The organism is Pseudomonas sp. 91RF (genome assembly GCF_003576265.1).
GTDB classification, from domain to species: Bacteria; Pseudomonadota; Gammaproteobacteria; order Pseudomonadales; family Pseudomonadaceae; genus Aquipseudomonas; species Aquipseudomonas kribbensis.
This window is the reverse complement of record NZ_QWFC01000032.1, coordinates 1-18,337: the sequence shown is the minus strand read 5'-3', so window position 1 is coordinate 18,337 and position 18,337 is coordinate 1. Positions and strand designations below refer to the sequence as shown.

The window sequence follows — 18,337 nt, the reverse complement described above, 5'->3', positions numbered from 1 at the left end:
CCCGTGCAGTTGGCTATGCTGCTGACAGCATGACGCTGGTCCATTTCCGAGGGATGCTCAATGTTTTACGTGCAACGCGATGCACAGGGTCAGTTGGTTCGCGTGGAAGCTGCGGCCTGGGCCGAGGCCACGGAAACGCTGCCCGCCGACCACCATGAAATCCAGGCCTGGTTTGCCAACGCGGCCGTGGAAAACAGCCTCAAGCAGCTCAAGCAGAGCGACCTGGAAATGATCCGGGTACTCGACGACCTGATTCAGGTCCTGACCCAGAAAGGCGTGATCCGCGTCACCGACCTGCCGCCGGCGGCCCAGGCCAAGCTGATGGACCGGACCCAGGCCCGGGAGGCGTTGGGCGGGTTGAGTCAGTTGATTGATGATGAAGAGACAGGGTTGATCTGATCTCTTTTGTCTTGCCCGTTCCCGCGCTGCGCGTGGGAGCGGGCAATTCATCACCAGGGTTTCGGCTCGCCGAAGAGCTGTCCCTGAACCCCATACAACCCCATCTCGCGAATCACCGACAACTCCCCTTCCGTCTCGACCCGTTCGGCAATCAGCGGCAGATCGATGCTGTGCGCCGCGCGCTGGATCGCCTCAATGAACAGGCGCTTGTCGCTCTCCTGGTCAATCGCGCGAATGTAGCTGCCATCGATCTTCAGGTACGCCAGCCCCAGCCGCGCCAGGTTGCCGATCATGCTGAAGCGCCCGCCGAAGCGTTGCAGGCTCAGGGAGAAACCGAGTTCGCGTAGACGGCGGGTCAACTGTTCCAGCACCGCTTGTTCCGGCAATTGTTCCTCGCCGATTTCCAGGGTCAGGCGCGGCCCCAGATTGGAATGCGAGCGCAGAATCTCGAAGACTTTGTTCAGCGCCTGCGGATCGGCCAGGGTTGCCGAAGACAGGTTCAGCGCCAGGGACTCTTCATGGCCGGCCATTTGCTCCAGCACTCGCTCGAGCATCAGCCGGTCCAGGCGTGCAGTCCAGCCAAAGCGCTCCAGCCACGGCAGGAAGCGCCCGGCGGGAATCGTCTGGCCCTGTTCGTCGAGCAGGCGCGACAGCACTTTGTAATGCAGCACCAGTTGCGTGTCCTGTGCGGCCACCACCGGCTGGAAGAACAGCTCGAAGCGCCGCTGATTCAGGGCCTGATCGAGCAGGCGATGCCAGGCGTGGTGATCGTCGCCGACATCCGCCACCAGGCTCTGGTCGAGGCACGCCCAGTTCTGATCGCCCTGACCCTCGGCCTGAGCCAGGGCCTGATCGCCGAGGCTGAGTACCGCTTGCGGTGAATCGCCGTGGGCGAACGGTGCCAGGCCGATGGACGCCACAGCAGGCACGTCAGTGGCGCCCGTCGCGTGCAGGCTGCCCAGGGCGCTGTCGAGGTTCTGCGCCAGTTGCAGCGCTTCTTCGCGAGTCAGCCCCGGCGCCAGCACGGCGAATTCACCGCCACGAATGCGGGTTACGAGGTTCTGGGTTTCCGGGTATTTGGCGCACTCGCGAGAGAGTTGCTGGCCGACCGCTTTCAACAATTCATCGGTACGCTGACCGCCGAGACGCTGGTTCAGCCCGGCCAGGTCCTTGACCCGCAGCAGCAACAGATAACCGGAACTGGCCTGCTCCGGGTTGCTCACCCGGGCGTTCAGTTGCATCTCGAAGTAGCGCCGGTTGGCCAGCCCGGTGAGGTTGTCCTGATAGGACTCGGTGCGCAGTTTTTCGCTGCGTTCAGCCTGCTCCTGGAACAGTGCCTTGAGCTTCTCGACCATCTGGTTCATGGCCAGAACCACGCGACGCAGTTCAGGTGTGCGCGGCAGGTCCGGCAGGCTGAGGAATTCGCGACGGGCGATGGCGTGGGACTGCTTGACCATGTAATCCAGCGGCCGCAATTGCCGACGCAGCAACAGCGCACCCAGCACGGCACTGACGGCACCGCAAACCAGCAACCAGCCCAGGCTGCCGAGTGCGCTCTGCCAGAGTTTGGCCAGGGCGAACATCGGATGGCTGACCACTTCGACCCGCGCCGCCTGTTCCCAGCCACGGCTGACCAGTGCATCGCCGCCGGCCGGCTCAAGGCCGATCAGTTTGACGAACCAGTCCGGCACGTTGGTGACGGCGGGAATGCCGCTGCGCTCGACGATGGTCTGGTCGGTCTTCAGATCGACCACGCGGATGCTCGCGTAATAGCCGCTGTCGAAGATCGAACTGACCAGCAGCTCGACCATGGCCGGGTCGTCGATGTTCGGGGTCAGCGACAACGCCAGCGCCGTGGCGGCGTCCTGGGCGTGGGAACGCAACTGGTTGACGTACTGGGTGCGCGAGCTCTCCAGACTGACCATGAAGCTGCCGGTGAAGGCGACCACGAGGAACAGACAGATAGCGATCAACAGCTGTTTGAACAAGGACATCTGAGCGCGTGCTCCTAGTTAGTCGTCTCGACCGGGAATCCTTCGGCCTGCATTTTCTTCAACACATCCTGCCAGCGTGACAGGCGTTTGGTGTCGCCGACCTTTTTGTTGCCCTTGGCCCCCGGCAGGTACAGCCCTTCGGCATTGAAAGAGTAGACCGGCAGCAAATCGGTTCGCTCGGAGGCCGGCTTGATCGGGTCGATCAGGCTGTCGAGCACCAGCGGCATGGCGTCGGGACTGGAATAGTAGGTCAACACCATGTGCGCGCGGTTCTGGCGCAGGGCCTTGACGTAGGTGATGCGTAACTTGTCACTGGCCACGCCGAGATGGCGCAGGCTGAAATACTTGGCGATCGCGTAGTCTTCGCAGTCGCCGGCGCCCTTCCACAAGGCTTCGATGGGGGTCTCCCAATAATCGACCTGGCCCCACAGATCAATGTCCTCGACGTAGCGCATCTGTTTATTGAAAAACAGGTTCACCACTTTGAGTTTTTCCATCTCGCTGACCTGCTTCTGGGTGGCCAGCAGATTCTGCCAGGCATCGATCCGTTGTTGCCCGGCGCCCAGCGGTCCGTACAATGCCGTGGCCTTGCGGCTGATCGCGGAAAAATCCCAATCGGCATGCAGGCCGCCCAGCATGACGCCGGCCAGCAGCAGCGCGCAGGCAAGCCAGCGCGCAATCCGGGGAATCGCGAAACGTACCGCCAATTCAAGGCATCCAGGGCAGGAGGAAAGGCGTTTGATGGTGAAGGTTAGCCGAGCAAAAAACAATGGCACCCTGAGATCATCGCGTGCGCGCTAAACTTCAGATATGACAGGGTTCTTCTACACGGTTTGACAACCTGTAGAGCAATCACTAGTGTCCTTTGGATCCAAATTCAGCAGTCAACAGGGTGTGCAGTTGTGACCCAGAAGCCCAAGCCACTCCACAGCATCAAAGTCGAAGGCCCGATTCCCGCGCATCTGGCGCGCTCGGTCATCGAAGAGACCCTGCGCTCGGCAATTCTCGACGGGCGCCTGCCCTGCGGTACCGCCGTGCGCCAGCAAGACCTGGCGGACCTGTTCGGCGTCAGCCGCATGCCGGTACGCGAAGCGTTGCGTCAACTGGAAGCCCAGGGCCTGTTGAGCGTGGTTGCCCACAAAGGCGCCGTGGTAGCGCCGCTGATCCAGGGCGACGCGACCGAAACCTACGAACTGCGCATCCTGCTGGAATCCGAAGCCCTGCGTCAGTCGATCCCGCTGCTGACCAGCGCCGATCACGAGCGCGCCGCCGGCTACATCGAAGAGCTGGAAACCGAGCACGACTACACCGAAATCGGCCGGCTCAACCGCCTGTTCCACATGACGCTTTACTGCAAATCCCCGAACGGCCGTCTGCTGCGGCTGGTCGAGGACGGTTTGAATGAAGAGGAACGCTTCCTGCGCTTTAACCTCGAGGCCATGGGCCTGGGCAAGATCTCCCAGGACGATCACCGCGCTCTGCTGCAAGCCGTGCAGCAACGGGACACCCCGCTCGCAGTGGCATTGCTGGAACAGCACCTAAACCGCGGTGTAGAGGTCATCACCCGTTACCTCGCCAGCCCCGCCGCACAAAACCGCAAGACGGCCCGCTGATTCCCCCCCTTCCGGGTGAGCTCCCGCTCACCCGGCGAATAACCCGCTTACAAATCCCCACGCCGGTCACGCTCAATTGCCGTGGCACTTCGGCGCCTGCGCTCTAACCTCCTCCCCTGCTTTGGGCAGCCCGGAAATTGCACCGCAAGGAAGTCATTTTCGACGATAGCCGCGGCGCCGATTTACGCGCACCCTTGAATTGCCAACCCAAATAGAACGGGGACGCGCCGCCCCGGCAGCAGTCTCCGCACCAGGAACCTACGGAAGGAGCCTTGTCACGGGAAAAGGAAGATTCGCCGCCGTATCAGGCCAACTTCATCCCCTCAGATCATTTCAATTACTTACTTCGAAAGTTGCTTTGAGTGAGGCATTCACTCTTGTTATTCAATTTTGGCCTTTAAATGCCGAAAGGAGCAACTACGCCCAAATAAAACTTAAATAAAAAGTTTTATCAGCCCCACTCACACTTGAAAAAACAGCAAACTTAAATTAATTGAAAATATACTTGTTAAGTTGTTTTGCGATGTATTAGTTTTTCTTCGCCGGGTTTTGCGCCCAACCAGAAAACCGGCAAGCTCCAACAATATGGCCCGCTGCACGTCAGTCTTTACTGGCGTTCCGATGTACCAGGCCTCTCCATACAACTTCAACTTTCATCGAAACGAATGAGGCTATCGCTCGCCTGGAAACCATATCCAACGTTGTTAGCCATTGATTGAGCAGTCCCTATATCCCTATAAGCCAGAGGCTCGCAATAATGCCAACTAAAGAACAACTCGCCCAAAAGAAAGCCGAACTCAGCGTTCATCCGATCTTCTCCGAAATCGATTCGCTGTCGGTGTTGCGACGCTTCATGGAATCCCATGTCTTTGCCGTATGGGATTTCATGTCGCTGACCAAACGCCTGCAGCAGGAACTGACCTGCACCCGCTTGCCATGGCTGCCGCCGCGCGATCCCCATGCCGCACGACTGATCAATGAAATCGTGCTGGGCGAAGAGTCGGACGATCGGCTGTCCCACGGGCATTACAGTCATTTCGAGTTGTACCTGGATGCGATGCGCGAAGTCGGTGCGAGTACCTCGGCGGTGGAGCGCTTTGTCGCGCTGCAACAGGAGGGCGTGAGCTATGACGTCGCGCTGCAAAGTGTCGAGGTCGACCCGGCCGCCGCGCAGTTCGTCCGCGACACCCTGCACACCGCGCTGCATGCGCCGGGGCACAGTGTCGCTGCCGCCTTCCTGCATGGCCGCGAGAGCGTGATCCCGACGATGTTCCAGCGCATGCTCGACGCCTGGGGCATCGGCGTGGAGCAGGCGCCAACCTTCCGTTACTACCTGGAGCGACACATCGAAGTCGACTCCGAAGACCACGGCCCGGCCGCCGAGCAACTGCTGGAGCGCCTGGTCGATGGCGATCCGCAGCGCGAAGCCGAGGTCTATGCCAGCGCCATCGCCGCCGTGGAAAGCCGCATCGCCCTGTGGGACGGCCTGCGCCTGAGCATGCGCGAGCCGCTGGCGGAGGTGGCCGAATGAACGCCGCCGACTACCAATCTTTCGCCGACGCCTGGGAAAGCCGCGCCACCATCCGCACCCGGCCGCGCCGTGTACTGGAGGACGACGCGCGGCTGATCTATCCGCTCAGCCGCCAGCCGTTGGTGCTCAGCGAAACCTTCCTGCGCGAATGCCCGGATCAGCGTGATTTTGCCCTGGTGCAGACGCTGTACAAGTTCATCAACGACGTGGTGATTTTCGAGACCGAGATCGTCGACAAGACCGCCCGCAGCATCGCCAAGAACCGCTTCGCCGTGGCGTTCCCGTTCGCCTGTCGCTACGACGCCATGACCGTGGTGGTGGACGAGGATTACCACGCGCTGGTGGCGATGGATTTCATGCAGCAGACCGTGGCCATGACCGGCATCGAGCCCATCGAGTTGCCGAATGAAATCGAACTGAGCCGGGCGATTCCGGCCGCCGTCGAATTGGCCCCGGAGCACCTGCGCAGCGCCGTGGAGCTGATCTGCGTGGCCATCGCCGAGAACACCGTGACCGGCGATGTCGCGGCGTTCGCCCGGGACGACACGGTCAAGCCGTCGATCAAGGGCCTGATGGCCGATCACTTGCTCGACGAGGGTCGACACTCGAGTTTCTGGGCGCGGATGGTGCGCATCTACTGGCACACCGCGAGCGATACGGATCGCGAATGCATCGCGCAGATCCTGCCGGTGTTCATCGGCCACTACCTGACCAACGACATCCAGAAATCTTTCGACCTGCGCCTGATCGATGCCTTGCCGGTCAACGATGCGACCCGCCTCGCACTGAAGAACGAGATGGCCGGGCTGGCCTTCCCGATCAATCGCCACCACCCGCTGGTGGGCAACATCGTGCGCTTTTTCCACAACAGCTCACTGCTCGACACACCGTGCGTACAGCACGCCCTGCGCGACTACCTGGTTTGACACGGAGGCTGACATGAGACGTCTCGACATTTTGCTGAAGGGTCGCAGCCAGGCCTTGACCGACCTGGCGCTGGAGCTCGAACAACACGGTCATTCATTGCTGCCGGAAGCGGCTCCGTCGATGGATCTGGTGATCGACGACGGCAGTCTTGCGCCGCAGAACTACGGCACGACACCGCACCTGACTTTGCGTCTGGGCATCGGTGCAACGGGCGTCGGTGGTTTGCCGGTGCTCGATCTGCTGTGCCTCCGCAACTCGACATTGCTGAGCCGAGTGCCCATCGCCGACGAACCCTCCGGCAACGGTCAGGCCCTGCGCCAGCGAACACTCGCGCTGGTGGTGGACGAAGTGGCACTGCTGGTCAGCCGATTCTCCCGCGATGCCGAATATTTCCAGCACGCGACGACGGCCCGTGCAACGGACTTCGAGCAGGTGGAAAACCTGGTGTTCCTTGATCATCTGGCCTATGTGCATCGCTTCAATGCCACGGCCAATCCGGCGTTGCTGCAACAGGCGCAGATTCCGGTCATCGAGCGCCTGCAACAGAGTCTGATCGAGCACGCCGAGCGCCCGGCGCTGCACTTCGCCGAGCGGTCGATCAGCTATCGCCAGTTGCACGATCACAGCCGTGCGATCCAGCAGCGGTTGCTGACGATGCTGGAGACACAACCGCAACCGTGGGTGGTGGGGATTTGCCTGCCGAAATGCGATGCGCTGTTCGCTTCGATTCTGGCGGTTCTCGGCAGCGGCGCGGTGTTCCTGCCGCTGGAGCCAAGCCATCCGCTTCAGCGCCAGCAGTACATTCTGGAAAACGCCGGTGCAGTGTTGTTGCTGCACGATGGCGAACATCCGCTGAGCGATTCGATGCCGGGGCTGGATGTCTGCCGCATCGACCGCACTGAAGTCGATCTGACGCTACCACTGATGCTTCGCCGGCCCGAGCTCGATGCACCGTGCATGGCGCTCTATACCTCGGGCACCACCGGGCATCCGAAGGGTGTGCTGCTGAGTCAGGCGAACCTGGCGCACTTCACCGCGTGGTACGCCGATTACGTGCAGTTGCACGCCGAGAGCCGGGTGCTGCAGTTCTCGTCGCTGAGTTTTGATTCGTCGCTGATCGACATCTTCCCGACCCTGCTCGAAGGCGCAGAACTGGTGGTGCCCGACGACAACCAGCGCCGCGATCCGCTGCAACTGGTGGCCTTGATCCGTCGCCGACAACTGACCCACGCGTTCCTGCCGCCGGCGCTGTTGAGCATCCTGCCGCTGGAGCAACTGCAAAGCGTCGGGCAGATCATGACCGGCGGCGATGTCTGCGAGCCGTTCGTGATCGAGCAACTGACGCGCCAGGGCAAGCTGCACAACCTCTACGGTCCCACCGAAGCCACGGTGTTGATCACCGCGCGGCAGCTGCAACCGGGCGACAGCAATCGCACCCTTGGCGGACCGATTGCCAACAGTCAGGTGCTGATCCTCGACGACGATTTGCAACCGGTGCCGGAGCAAACCGTCGGCGAACTGTTCATCATCGGCCCCGGTGTGTGCCTGGGTTACCTGAACAATCTGCAGCAGACCGCCGAGCGCTATCTGGACCTGGCGTTGCCGGACGGCCAGCGTCTGCGCGCCTACCGCAGCGGCGACATGGCCAAGTGGGGCGCGGACGGCATCGAGCTGTGCGGACGCCGCGACAATCAGGTGAAGATCCGCGGCTTCCGGGTCGAGCCGGAAGAGATCGAACGGTGCCTGCGCGAGAGCCAGCTGTATCGGCAGATCGCCGTGGTGATCGACAGTCAGCGGCGGATTCTGGCGTTCCTCGCCCAGCCGCAATCGGACGCCGCCCGCGATGCGCTGAAGGCACATGCTCAGCAGTTTTTACCCGACTACATGCAACCGGTGGCATGGACAGAACTGCCGAACATGCCGTTCGCCGCCAACGGCAAAGTCGATCGCAAGGCCTTGCTGGAGCTGCCTGTCAGCGTGCAGGACAGCGGCCCGAAATGCCTGCCGGCCAACGCCGATGAAGCGTTGCTGCTGGAGATCTGGGGCGAACTGCTGGAGCTGCCGACCAGCGACATTTCCACCGATGAAAGCTTCTTCAATCTCGGCGGTCACTCGATTCTGCTGTCGCGCATGCTCCTGCGTCTGCGGGAGGAGTTCGGTCGCAGCATTTCGATCAACCGCTTCATCGAACTGCCGACCATCACCAAGCTCGCCACGCTGGTGCGCGGCACCGATGACAGCGCGGTGCTCAGCGCCCAGGCCATGGCCGACGCCGAGCGCCCGCTGGACATCGAGCCGTTGCCGATCAGCCGCATGGGCGATGTGCACAAGGTGGTCGTCACCGGCGCCAACAGTTTTGTCGGCGTGCACATCATCGAGGCGTTGTTGGGTTGGGGCGCCAGCGAGGTGGCGTGCCTGGTGCGCGACGGCGGCGGGCAAACGGCGGCGCAACGCTTTGCCCAATCGTTGCGAGAGAACCGGCTGGAGCATCTGGACCTGAGTCGGGTGCGGGTCTATTCGGCGGACATCACCCGGCCGCAACTGGGCCTGTCCGATAGCGATTTCGAGCGACTGGATCGGGAGTTCGGCGCGCTGGTGCACAACGCGGCGAACGTCAATCACGTCCTCGATTACGAGTCGCTGGCGGCGGACAACGTCGAGCCGGTTTTCGAACTGCTGCGGCTTTGCGAAGGGCGCAGCAAGAAGGTGTTCAACTTCGTCTCGACGCTGTCGGCCTCCAGCACCGTGGACGACGCAGGCCGGGTGCTGGAACTGCCCGCTGCACCGACGCCGCCGATCTACATCCGCAACGGCTACAACCTGTCGAAATGGGTCGGCGAACGCATCCTCGAACGGGCGCGGGAACGCGGGGTGCGGGTCAATCTATATCGACCCGGCAACATCAGTTTCAACAGCCTCAGCGGCGTCTGCCAGCCGCACAAGAACCGTTTGATGCTGATGCTCAAGGGCTCGATACAGCTCGGTCAGGTGCCGGCCTTCGCGCTAAATTTCGACCTGATGCCGGTGGACTTTCTCGCCCGCTTCATCGCCTTCCACGCCAGCCGTTACTCGGCCGAACGTGCGGTGTTCAACCTGCACAACCCGGAGCCCCTGAGCTGGGATGCCTACGTCGCGTCGTTCCGCGAAACCGGCAGCGAGTTTGCGCTGGTCAGCGTCGCCGACTGGCAACAGCAACTGGGCCGGGTCGATGCCGACAACGCGCTGTTCGGCGTGCTCGGTTTCTACCTCAACGGCTTCGAGGAAGACATCGGCGACATCTCCCTGATCGGCCACGCCAACGCCCAGGCCGGCGTGCAGCAGATGGGCGCGCATTACCCGAAAAAATCCCCGGCGCTGCTGCGCCGCGGCTGCGACTACCTGAAAGAAATCAACTTCATCTGAATCAACCACCAAGGAGCAACACCATGAGCAATCTGCAACCCGACACCCTGATCAAAAACCCTCACGGCTGCCACGTCGTGTCTTCGGTGGAAGTGCCGGTGGACGCCAGACAGGCGTGGGCGGTGGTCGGAAAATTCGACGGCTTTGATCGCTTCATTCCGGCACTGTCGCACATCGAGATGACCGGCGAAGGCGTGTCTTCGCTGCGCAAGAAGTTCTTCAAGGACGGCAACGTGGTGGTCGAGCAACTCAACTCCCGGGACGACCAGGTGCTGAGCATGACCTGGACCACGATCTACAACACCCTGGGCGTGGCCAATCTGTGGGCGGCGATGAATGTGGAATCGCTGGGCGCGGGCAAGTCGCGGGCGACCTGGACGATCATCGCCGAACCGGCCAGCGGTGGGCCCGAGGCGCTGCCGGGGTTCAAGGATTTCGTCCAGGGGTTCGCCGATGACGCGATGGGCAATGTGCTGAAGCTGTTTGTGTAAGGCATGAAAAAGCCCGCTGCAGATCACTCCGCAGCGGGCTTTTTTTGACCGCAAGCGATCAGATCTTGAAGCTGTCGACCAGTTGTTTCAAACGGTTGGCCTGCTGCGACAACGCATCGCAATCCTTCAACGTTTCATTGAGGTTGGCCACGCTCTGCTGGTTCAGCAGGTTGATCTGGTTGACGTCGACGTTGAGGGTTTCCACCACGGCGGTCTGCTCTTCGGTCGCCGCTGCCACCGACTGGTTCATGCCGTCGATTTCGCCGATGCGCTGGGTCACGCTGACCAGACGCAGACCGGCCTGGTTCGCCACTTCAACGCTCTCTTCGCTGGACGCCTGACTGGCGTTCATGGTGGTCACCGCTTCACGGGAACCGACCTGCAGCGAGGTGATCATCTTGTGGATTTCTTCCGCCGATTCCTGGGTACGGTGAGCGAGGTTGCGCACCTCGTCTGCCACCACCGCAAAACCGCGTCCGGCTTCACCGGCACGGGCCGCTTCGATGGCCGCGTTGAGCGCCAGCAGGTTGGTCTGCTGGGAGATGCCTTTGATCACGTCGAGAATATGGCCGATGTTGTCGGTGCTCGCATTCAGGGTTTCGATCTGGGTGCACGACAGGCTGATCTTCTGCGACAGCTCGGTCATCGCCTGAATCGTCTGCTCGACCACCTGACGACCGTCATCGGCCTGCTCGCTCGCGCCGCTGGCGTGTTGCGAAGCATCGGCGGCGTTGCGGGCGATTTCCTGGGTGGCGGCGCCCAACTGATTGATCGCGGCAGCCACGCTGTTGGTGCGTGCGCTTTGCTCATCGGAGCCGATGATCGAGGCGTTGGACGATGCCATCACCCGTTGCGACAGGTCGTGTACGTGGCGAGTCGCGGAGGACACCTCGGAAATGGAGGCGTGAATCCGCTCCACGAACTGGTTGAACGAACTGCCCAGCTCGCCGAACTCGTCTTTGCTTTCCACGACCAGACGACGGGTCAGGTCACCTTCGCCCTGGGCGATGTCCTGCATCGCGCGGCCCATGGTGATCAGCGGACGCATCAGCACAGTGATCAACAGGCTCAGGAACACCGCAATCGCACCCACTGCGACGAACATCGCGATCAGTGCCGAAGTACGGAACTGGCTGAGTGCTGCGTAGGCCTTGTCGCGATCGATCGACAGACCGATGTACCACTCGGCATTCGGCAGACCGGTGACCGGGGTGAACGACAGGATGCGTTCCTGGCCGTTGAGCACCACGTTCTGGTTGCCCTTCTGGATGCGCACATCGGCGTTCGGATAGATGTCCTTGAGGTTCTTCATCACTTGGTCTTTATCCGGGCTGACGATCACCTGACCGTCACCGCTGACCAGGAATGCGTGGCCCAGGCCACCGAAATCCACCGAGTTGATGATCTTCACCAGGGTTTCCAGACTCAGGTCACCGCCCACCACACCGAGCAGCTCGCCGTTCTTTTTCACCGGCATGGCGATGGTCACCACCAGACCGCCAACGGCAGCCATGTATGGCGGGGTCAGCATGGTCTGGTCAGCGGCCACGGCCTGCTTGTACCAAGGACGCTGACGCGGGTCGTAGCCGTCCGGCATCTTCGCGTCAGGGCGCTGGGTGAACACACCGTTGGCCTGGCCGACGTAGGTGAACTGGAAGTTCGAGGTGAAGGCCGGTTGATCGACCAGCCCCGGGAAGTCGGCGTTCTTGCCCTGATGAGCGACGTTCTGTGCGAGGTTTTCCAGCACCAGAATCCGCCCGCTCATCCAGTTCTGCACACTGCTGGCGGTCAGGTCGCCGGCCTGCTGGACGGAGGACTGCAGGTTCTGGCGAATGGTGTTTCGCTGCAGATAGTCGTTGTACAACGTGAACAGCGCGAACGCCAGGACCACGACGCCCGAGGCGGCCAACAGGATTTTATGGCTGAACTTGAGATTCATTTCATGGGACTTCTTATGCCAAAAGTGGGGATGCGTTCCGGATGCAACATTCCATGTACAACGCAGGCAGCGTTCTGATGGCTGCTCTACTTTGGTGCACGCATGTCTCACCAGTCTGTCGGCACGATTCGGAGAAAACTTAGCGTTTTGTAGGAAATGGACGGCATTTCTGCCAGCTTCCCGCCGAACGGCGTGCCAGAGCGTTCGCCTGTCATTTTTTGATGACTGTTTTGCAGCACCGGTTGCAAATTCTGTAACCCTTGATGACAATGCGACTAATTATCATTTGTGACGTTCGGGCTGTCGCGTTCATGTCCTCATCTGAGTTTGCGGTACAGGCGCTTTACAGTCGTCATCACGGTTGGCTCAACGGCTGGTTGCGCACACGACTGGGCAATGCGGCCGATGCGGCGGATCTGGCGCAGGACACCTTCGTTCGCCTGCTGCAACGCACCGAACGTCTCGAACTCAAGGCGCCCCGCGCGTTTCTGCGCACCATCGCTCGCGGTCTGGTCATCGACCATTGGCGTCGCGAAGAAATCGAACGCGCGTATCTGGAAACCATCGCCCATTTGCCCGAAGCCGAGACACCCGGCGCCGAAGCCCGCGCACTGGTGATCGAACTGCTGGAAAGCGTTGCCCGCATGCTCGAGGGACTGAAGCCCAAAGTGCGTCAGGCGTTTCTGCTGGCGCAGTGCGAAGGTTTGACCCACAAGCAGATCGCCGAGCAGATGGGCCTGTCCTTGCGCTCGGTGGAGCGCTACGTCGCCGATGCGCTGTATCACTGCTACGTGTTGCGGTACGAAGGCTGATGCCGGTGGATAACCTGTCAGTCGCCCGAAACCCCGAGCCACAGCAGAAAGTGGTCAAACAGGCGATCCACTGGCTGCTGCGCCTGCGCAATAACCACGGCAATCCGTGGCTGAACCACCAATGTGAACAATGGCGCGCCGAGCACCACGATCACGAACTGGCCTGGCAACGGGTGCAGTCGCTGCAAAACGAATTGACCCACAACCTGCGTGCCGTGCCAGGCGCACAAGTGGCATTCAATACATTGGAAAACAGTGCGCAGGGCCTCGGTCGCCGCCAGGCGTTGAAGCTGCTGTCCGGTGCGTTGTTGATGGGCTCCGCCGCATGGCTGGCCAGAGATACGTCGGCCTGGCAGCAATGGAGCGCCGATTACGCCACCGCCACCGGCGAACGCCGTGGATTCCAGTTGCCTGACGGCACGCGGATCGAACTGAACACGGCCAGCGCCGCGGACCTCGATTACACGGCGCAACAGCGGCTGATCAAACTGACTCGGGGCGAGATCATCGTGACCTGCGGCGGGGTCGATGAAGGTTCGTCAAATGATCGACCGCTGCGGGTACAAAGCCGCCATGGCATTTATGAGCCGTTCAACGCGCGGTTCATCCTGCGTCAGGAAGCCGATTGCACGCGCCTGAGCGTCACCAGTGGCCGGGTCGCGATTCTTTCGCCGCGGACGAGTGCTGGCGCTTCCACCGAGGTGCTTGCCGGTCAGAGTTACTTGATCGACCACCATCAGGCGCGCCCTGCTCCGCCGCTGGACATGGATGCCGGCGCCTGGATCGACGGGCTCATCGTGACCCGTAACATGCGCCTGGGCGACTTCCTCAAAGAGGTTGGTCGATATCGTCCAGGCTTCTTGAGTTGTACTGCACAAGTCGCGGATCTGCGTTTATCCGGCGTGTTCCGCCTCGATGACACCGACAAGCTGCTGGCGATCCTGCCGCAGACCCTGCCGGTGCAGTTGCGCTATCGCACCCGCTGGTGGGTAACGCTGGAACGAGCCGTCTGAAATTTTTTTGGCGGGTTTTCGTGGCAAGTCCGGCTTAGTCAGTAAGCACTTCAATTCAGCCTTCGCGACTAGCAACGGAAACCAACAATGACTGCGCGCGTTACCTGTAAGAACCCTCTGAATTTCACTACCGAATCGAGCCTTCTGCGCCACGCCGTTCGGGCCGCGCTATTCTCCACGGCACTGGGCGTCGGCCTGCTGCCAAACTTGAGTGTCGCGGCGGGCGGCAGTGAGGTCAGCAGCCACCGCTACAACATCGCCGCTGGCCCATTGGGTGAGGCGCTGAATCAGTTCGCGCGCCAGGCCGGCATCACCTTGTCGATGACCCCGCAGCAGACTCAAGGCCGACAATCACCCGGCGTGCAGGGCGAGTATTCGACCGATCAGGCGTTGAGTCATCTGCTCGGCGGCTCGGGTCTGGAAGCCGTTAGCCAGGACGGCAGCAGCTACGTCTTGCGCTCCGTTGCTGAAACCGAAGCGCTGGCCCTGCCAACCACTGACATCAAAGGCTTCGCCCTCGGCAACGCACTGGGCAGCATGGACGGCTACAACGCGACGCACAGTCAGATCGCCACCAAAACCAGTACCGCGCTGCTGGAAACATCGCAAAGCGTGTCCGTGGTCACCCGCGAGCAAATGGACGATCAGGGCTCGCAAACCGTGTCCCAGGCCATGCGCTACACCCCCGGCGTGCTGACCAACCCCTATGGCGCCACGCACCGTTACGACTACGTGGCGATGCGCGGCTTCAACGATGGCTCGGTGGATAACATCTACCTCGACGGCCTCAAGTCCATGGGCGACAGCGGCACCTACAGTACTATGCAGGTCGATCCGTATTTCCTCGAGCGTGTCGATATTCTGAAGGGCCCGTCGTCGGTGCTCTACGGCCGTAGCTCCCCGGGCGGTCTGGTGGCACTGACCAGCAAGAAACCGTTGTACGAGGCCTATCACCAGGTTCAGGCCACCGTTGGCACTCAGGGCCAGCGTGGTGTCGGTTTTGACTTCAGCGGCCCGGTCGATGACGACAAGCGCATCGCCTATCGTCTGATCGGTTTGACGGATCAGTCCGACACGCAATTCGACCACAACAAGGAAAAACGCTTCGCTCTCGCGCCGACGGTCAGCATCGATTTCAACGAAGACACTTCGCTGACCCTGCAGGCATATCTGCAGCATGACCCGGATGGCGGCTATCACGGTGGCGTGCCGGCCGACGGCACGATTCATCAGCGCAACGGCAATCGCATCTCGCCGCATTTCTTCGAAGGCGAACCGGGGGTCGATGGCTATTCCCGCGATCAGCAGTCGTTCGGCTATCAGTTCGAGCATCGCTTCAACGACGTCTTCACCGCGCGGCAAAACTTCCGTTACCTCGACTCCAAAGTGAACATGGATCAGGTGTACGCCTATGGCTGGACGTCGCCGACCAGCAATGAGCTGAATCGCTACTACACCGGCGGTGACGAACGCCTGCACGCGTTCATCGTCGACAACATGCTCCAGGCCGAATTCTTCACCGGTGCGACCAAGCACACGGTGCTGATGGGGGCGGACTATCAGCGGCGCAAAACCGTGGTCGACTGGACCAGCGGTGGTCTGGCGCCGATCAATGCGTTCAATCCGGTGTACGGCAATTCCGCCATCGATAGGTATGGTGAAACCAGTTACCTGCGTCGTCTGGAGCAGACCGGGGTTTACCTGCAAGACCTGATTGAAATGGACAAATGGCGTTTCTCCCTCGGTTTGCGTCAGGACTGGGTAGAGACGTCCGAGGAGAACCGGATTGCCGAAGCGGGCCGCCCGGTCGGCACCGAGATCAGCGACAAGCGCACCAAACTGACTGGCCGTGTTGGCGCGCTGTACCTGTTCGATAACGGCCTGGCGCCGTACATCAGCTACTCGGAGTCGTTCAACCCGAACTCCTATGCCGACAGCGCCGGTAATCCGCTGGCCCCAACGGATGGCACGCAGTGGGAAGCGGGTCTGAAGTATCAGCCACCTGGCACCGACAATCTGTTCACGGCCTCGCTGTTTCGCATCGATCAGGAAAACCTGGCGACCAAGCTGCCGCAGGAAAACTTCTATCGCGCTGTAGGCGCTGTTCGCTCCCAGGGTCTGGAACTGGAAGCGCATATGCAGCTCACCGACAACCTGAAAGTGCTCGGGAGCCACACCTTCACTGACATCGAGTACTCGAAGTCGATGGTCAGCACCCTGAGCACCCCGACCAACGTGATCGAGAACAAAGGCAACTCGCCAACCCAGGCACCGCGACACATGGCTTCGCTATGGGCGGACTACAAGTTCGACAGTGCGGCGCTTGATGGCGTACGAGTGGGCGGCGGCGTGCGTTACGTCGGCTATAGCTGGGCGGATGCTGAGAACACCATGAAGGTGCCGTCCTACACATTGTTCGACGCGTCGATCGGTTATGACCTGGGCAAGGTTGGTTTGAAGGGCGTCGATGTACGCTTGAATGCGAACAACCTGACCAACGAATCCTACGTGGCTTCCTGTGCCAGTCTGAATTTCTGCTACATGGGCGAAGAGCGCAACGTCGCCGCCACGGTCAGCTACCAGTTCTAAGCCTTTGTCTTGGGCATAAAAAAGCCAGTCCCTGATTTCAGGGACTGGCTTTGTCGTATTCGTGGGGAAATTTTCATGCGTTCGTTTCTGGTTTTACTGCACCGGTATATCGGGTTGGCCACGGCTGTGTTTCTGCTGCTGGCGGGAATCACGGGGAGCATTCTCGCGTTCAACCATGAGTTGGATGAGTGGCTGAACCCGGAGTTTTATGCGACTTCGGCCAAGGGGCAACGCCTACCACCGGGTTATCTGGTCGATGCGGTGCAATCTGCACATCCGAAGCTGCAGGTCTGGTACATGGAGTATCCGAATGAGGCAGGCCACACAGCCTTGTTGGCGGCGGTTCCACGTAATGATCCGGCGACGGGCAAACCGTTCGATGAGCGTAATCAGGTGTTCTACCTCGATCCGGTCAGTGGCGAACAAAAGGGCCAGCGCTATTGGGGCGAGTGCTGTTTTCAGCGAGAGAACTTCATTCCTTTCATTCTTGAGTTCCACTACAACCTGACGCTGCCCGGGAACTGGGGTTTGCTGTTGATGGGATTGGTGGCCATCGCCTGGGTGATCGATTGCTTCATCGCTCTCTGGTTGACGTTACCGCGAGGCAAACCCTTTTGGAGGAAGTGGTCGAGCGCCTGGAAGATCAAGGGTGGGCATGCCTATCGGCTCAACTTCGATCTGCATCGGGCGGGGGGCTTGTGGCTATGGTTGTTATTGCTGCCGATTGCCGTCAGCAGCGTGGCCATGAACTTGCCGAGCCAGGTCTTCAAACCGGCGGTGTCGCTGTTTTCTCCGATTGAACCGAGCGTATACGAGGCCCGAGATCGAATGCCTGTCGATGAGTTAGGGATCACTCGCTTGAGTTATCAACAGGCCTACGAAAGGGCCCAGCAGGAGGGAAAAAGGCTGGGACTGACTGCGGCGATCGGTGAGTTTTATTACAGCTTTGAGTACAACTTCTACGGAGCAGGGTTTGGACAGCATGACACCGACGCCCACGGCAAATCCTGGTTGTTTTTCCACGGTACCGACGGACGATTACTGGGGCAGGAGATTGCAGGAGAAGGGACGTTGGGAGAGCGGTTGTATCGGTTGCAGCTGCCGATACACGGGGGACGGATCATTGGCTTTACCGGGCAAGTGATGATCGCGGTATTGGGTGTTCTGATTGCGGGGTTGTCCGGGACTGGCGTCTATATCTGGTGGCGTAAATGGCAGGCTCGTCGAAGCAGTAAGGCACGCAGAGCGGTTTGAAGATGGGCTTTTGCAGGCTCTGAAACGACAAAACCCCAACTGCTTTCGCAGTTGGGGTTTCGGAATTTAATCTTGACGATGACCTACTCTCACATGGGGAAACCCCACACTACCATCGGCGATGCATCGTTTCACTTCTGAGTTCGGGATGGGATCAGGTGGTTCCAACGCTCTATGGTCGTCAAGAAATTCTGTGACCAGCCCGTTACCGCAGTAACGTACCGGCAAAAACTGGTGACTTCTACTAAAACAAAACCCCAACTGCTTTCGCAATTGGGGTTTCGGAATTTAATCTTGACGATGACCTACTCTCACATGGGGAAACCCCACACTACCATCGGCGATGCATCGTTTCACTTCTGAGTTCGGGATG

Annotated in this window: 13 protein-coding genes and 1 rRNA gene; 10 read left to right on the top strand and 4 right to left on the bottom strand. The window is 60.5% G+C overall.

Annotation, left to right across the window (positions count from 1 at the left end):
- Window positions 1-60: 60 nt before the first annotated feature.
- Window positions 61-399 carry a tryptophan synthase subunit beta gene (locus DXT77_RS17195; protein WP_085712603.1) on the top strand — a complete coding sequence of 113 codons (339 nt, stop codon included), beginning with the start codon at window positions 61-63 and terminating at the stop codon, window positions 397-399.
- 50 nt (window positions 400-449) lie between these two features.
- On the opposite strand, the gene lapD is transcribed toward DXT77_RS17195, so the two are convergent.
- Window positions 450-2,393: a cyclic di-GMP receptor LapD gene (lapD, locus tag DXT77_RS17190; protein ID WP_119428527.1), complete on the bottom strand. Its 1,944-nt coding sequence runs from the start codon at window positions 2,391-2,393 to the stop codon at window positions 450-452.
- 14 nt (window positions 2,394-2,407) lie between these two features.
- Window positions 2,408-3,100, bottom strand: coding sequence for a cysteine protease LapG (gene lapG, locus DXT77_RS17185; protein ID WP_119428526.1), 693 nt, complete (start codon window positions 3,098-3,100; stop codon window positions 2,408-2,410).
- Between the two features lie 195 nt (window positions 3,101-3,295).
- Here lapG and DXT77_RS17180 point away from each other — a divergent pair, with 195 nt between their 5' ends.
- The 5 genes from DXT77_RS17180 to DXT77_RS17160 all read left to right on the top strand — a co-directional run bounded on the left by DXT77_RS17180 (window position 3,296) and on the right by DXT77_RS17160 (window position 10,357).
- On the top strand, window positions 3,296-4,006 hold the full coding sequence (locus DXT77_RS17180) for a GntR family transcriptional regulator (RefSeq protein WP_119428525.1): 711 nt from the start codon (window positions 3,296-3,298) through the stop codon (window positions 4,004-4,006).
- 757 nt (window positions 4,007-4,763) lie between these two features.
- On the top strand, window positions 4,764-5,537 hold the full coding sequence (locus tag DXT77_RS17175) for a DUF3050 domain-containing protein (RefSeq protein ID WP_119428524.1): 774 nt from the start codon (window positions 4,764-4,766) through the stop codon (window positions 5,535-5,537).
- Window positions 5,534-6,463 carry a diiron oxygenase gene (locus DXT77_RS17170; protein WP_119428523.1) on the top strand — a complete coding sequence of 310 codons (930 nt, stop codon included), beginning with the start codon at window positions 5,534-5,536 and terminating at the stop codon, window positions 6,461-6,463. The genes DXT77_RS17175 and DXT77_RS17170 overlap by 4 nt, the downstream gene beginning before the upstream one ends.
- Window positions 6,464-6,476: 13 nt before the next feature.
- The gene (locus DXT77_RS17165) at window positions 6,477-9,866 is read left to right on the top strand and encodes a non-ribosomal peptide synthetase (protein ID WP_119428522.1); all 3,390 of its coding nucleotides are present in this window, start codon (window positions 6,477-6,479) and stop codon (window positions 9,864-9,866) included.
- A 23-nt stretch (window positions 9,867-9,889) separates the two neighbouring features.
- Window positions 9,890-10,357 carry an SRPBCC family protein gene (locus tag DXT77_RS17160; RefSeq protein ID WP_119428521.1) on the top strand — a complete coding sequence of 156 codons (468 nt, stop codon included), beginning with the start codon at window positions 9,890-9,892 and terminating at the stop codon, window positions 10,355-10,357.
- 58 nt (window positions 10,358-10,415) lie between these two features.
- Here DXT77_RS17160 and DXT77_RS17155 read toward each other — a convergent pair whose 3' ends face one another.
- Window positions 10,416-12,296 (bottom strand): methyl-accepting chemotaxis protein, encoded by a 1,881-nt coding sequence (locus DXT77_RS17155; protein ID WP_085712595.1) that lies wholly within the window; start codon window positions 12,294-12,296, stop codon window positions 10,416-10,418.
- A 311-nt stretch (window positions 12,297-12,607) separates the two neighbouring features.
- On the opposite strand from DXT77_RS17155, the gene DXT77_RS17150 reads away from it, so the two are divergent.
- From DXT77_RS17150 to DXT77_RS17135, 4 genes are all read left to right on the top strand, one after another.
- On the top strand, window positions 12,608-13,108 hold the full coding sequence (locus tag DXT77_RS17150) for a sigma-70 family RNA polymerase sigma factor (RefSeq protein WP_119428520.1): 501 nt from the start codon (window positions 12,608-12,610) through the stop codon (window positions 13,106-13,108).
- Window positions 13,108-14,121 (top strand): FecR domain-containing protein, encoded by a 1,014-nt coding sequence (locus tag DXT77_RS17145; RefSeq protein WP_119428519.1) that lies wholly within the window; start codon window positions 13,108-13,110, stop codon window positions 14,119-14,121. The genes DXT77_RS17150 and DXT77_RS17145 overlap by 1 nt, the downstream gene beginning before the upstream one ends.
- Window positions 14,122-14,208: 87 nt before the next feature.
- Window positions 14,209-16,710 (top strand): TonB-dependent siderophore receptor, encoded by a 2,502-nt coding sequence (locus tag DXT77_RS17140; protein ID WP_119428518.1) that lies wholly within the window; start codon window positions 14,209-14,211, stop codon window positions 16,708-16,710.
- A 75-nt stretch (window positions 16,711-16,785) separates the two neighbouring features.
- Complete coding sequence (locus tag DXT77_RS17135; RefSeq protein ID WP_119428517.1) at window positions 16,786-17,964, top strand: PepSY domain-containing protein; 1,179 nt, start codon at window positions 16,786-16,788, stop codon at window positions 17,962-17,964.
- A 70-nt stretch (window positions 17,965-18,034) separates the two neighbouring features.
- Here DXT77_RS17135 and rrf read toward each other — a convergent pair.
- Window positions 18,035-18,150 (bottom strand): 5S ribosomal RNA (gene rrf / locus DXT77_RS17130).
- Between the last annotated feature and the right edge of the window lie 187 nt (window positions 18,151-18,337).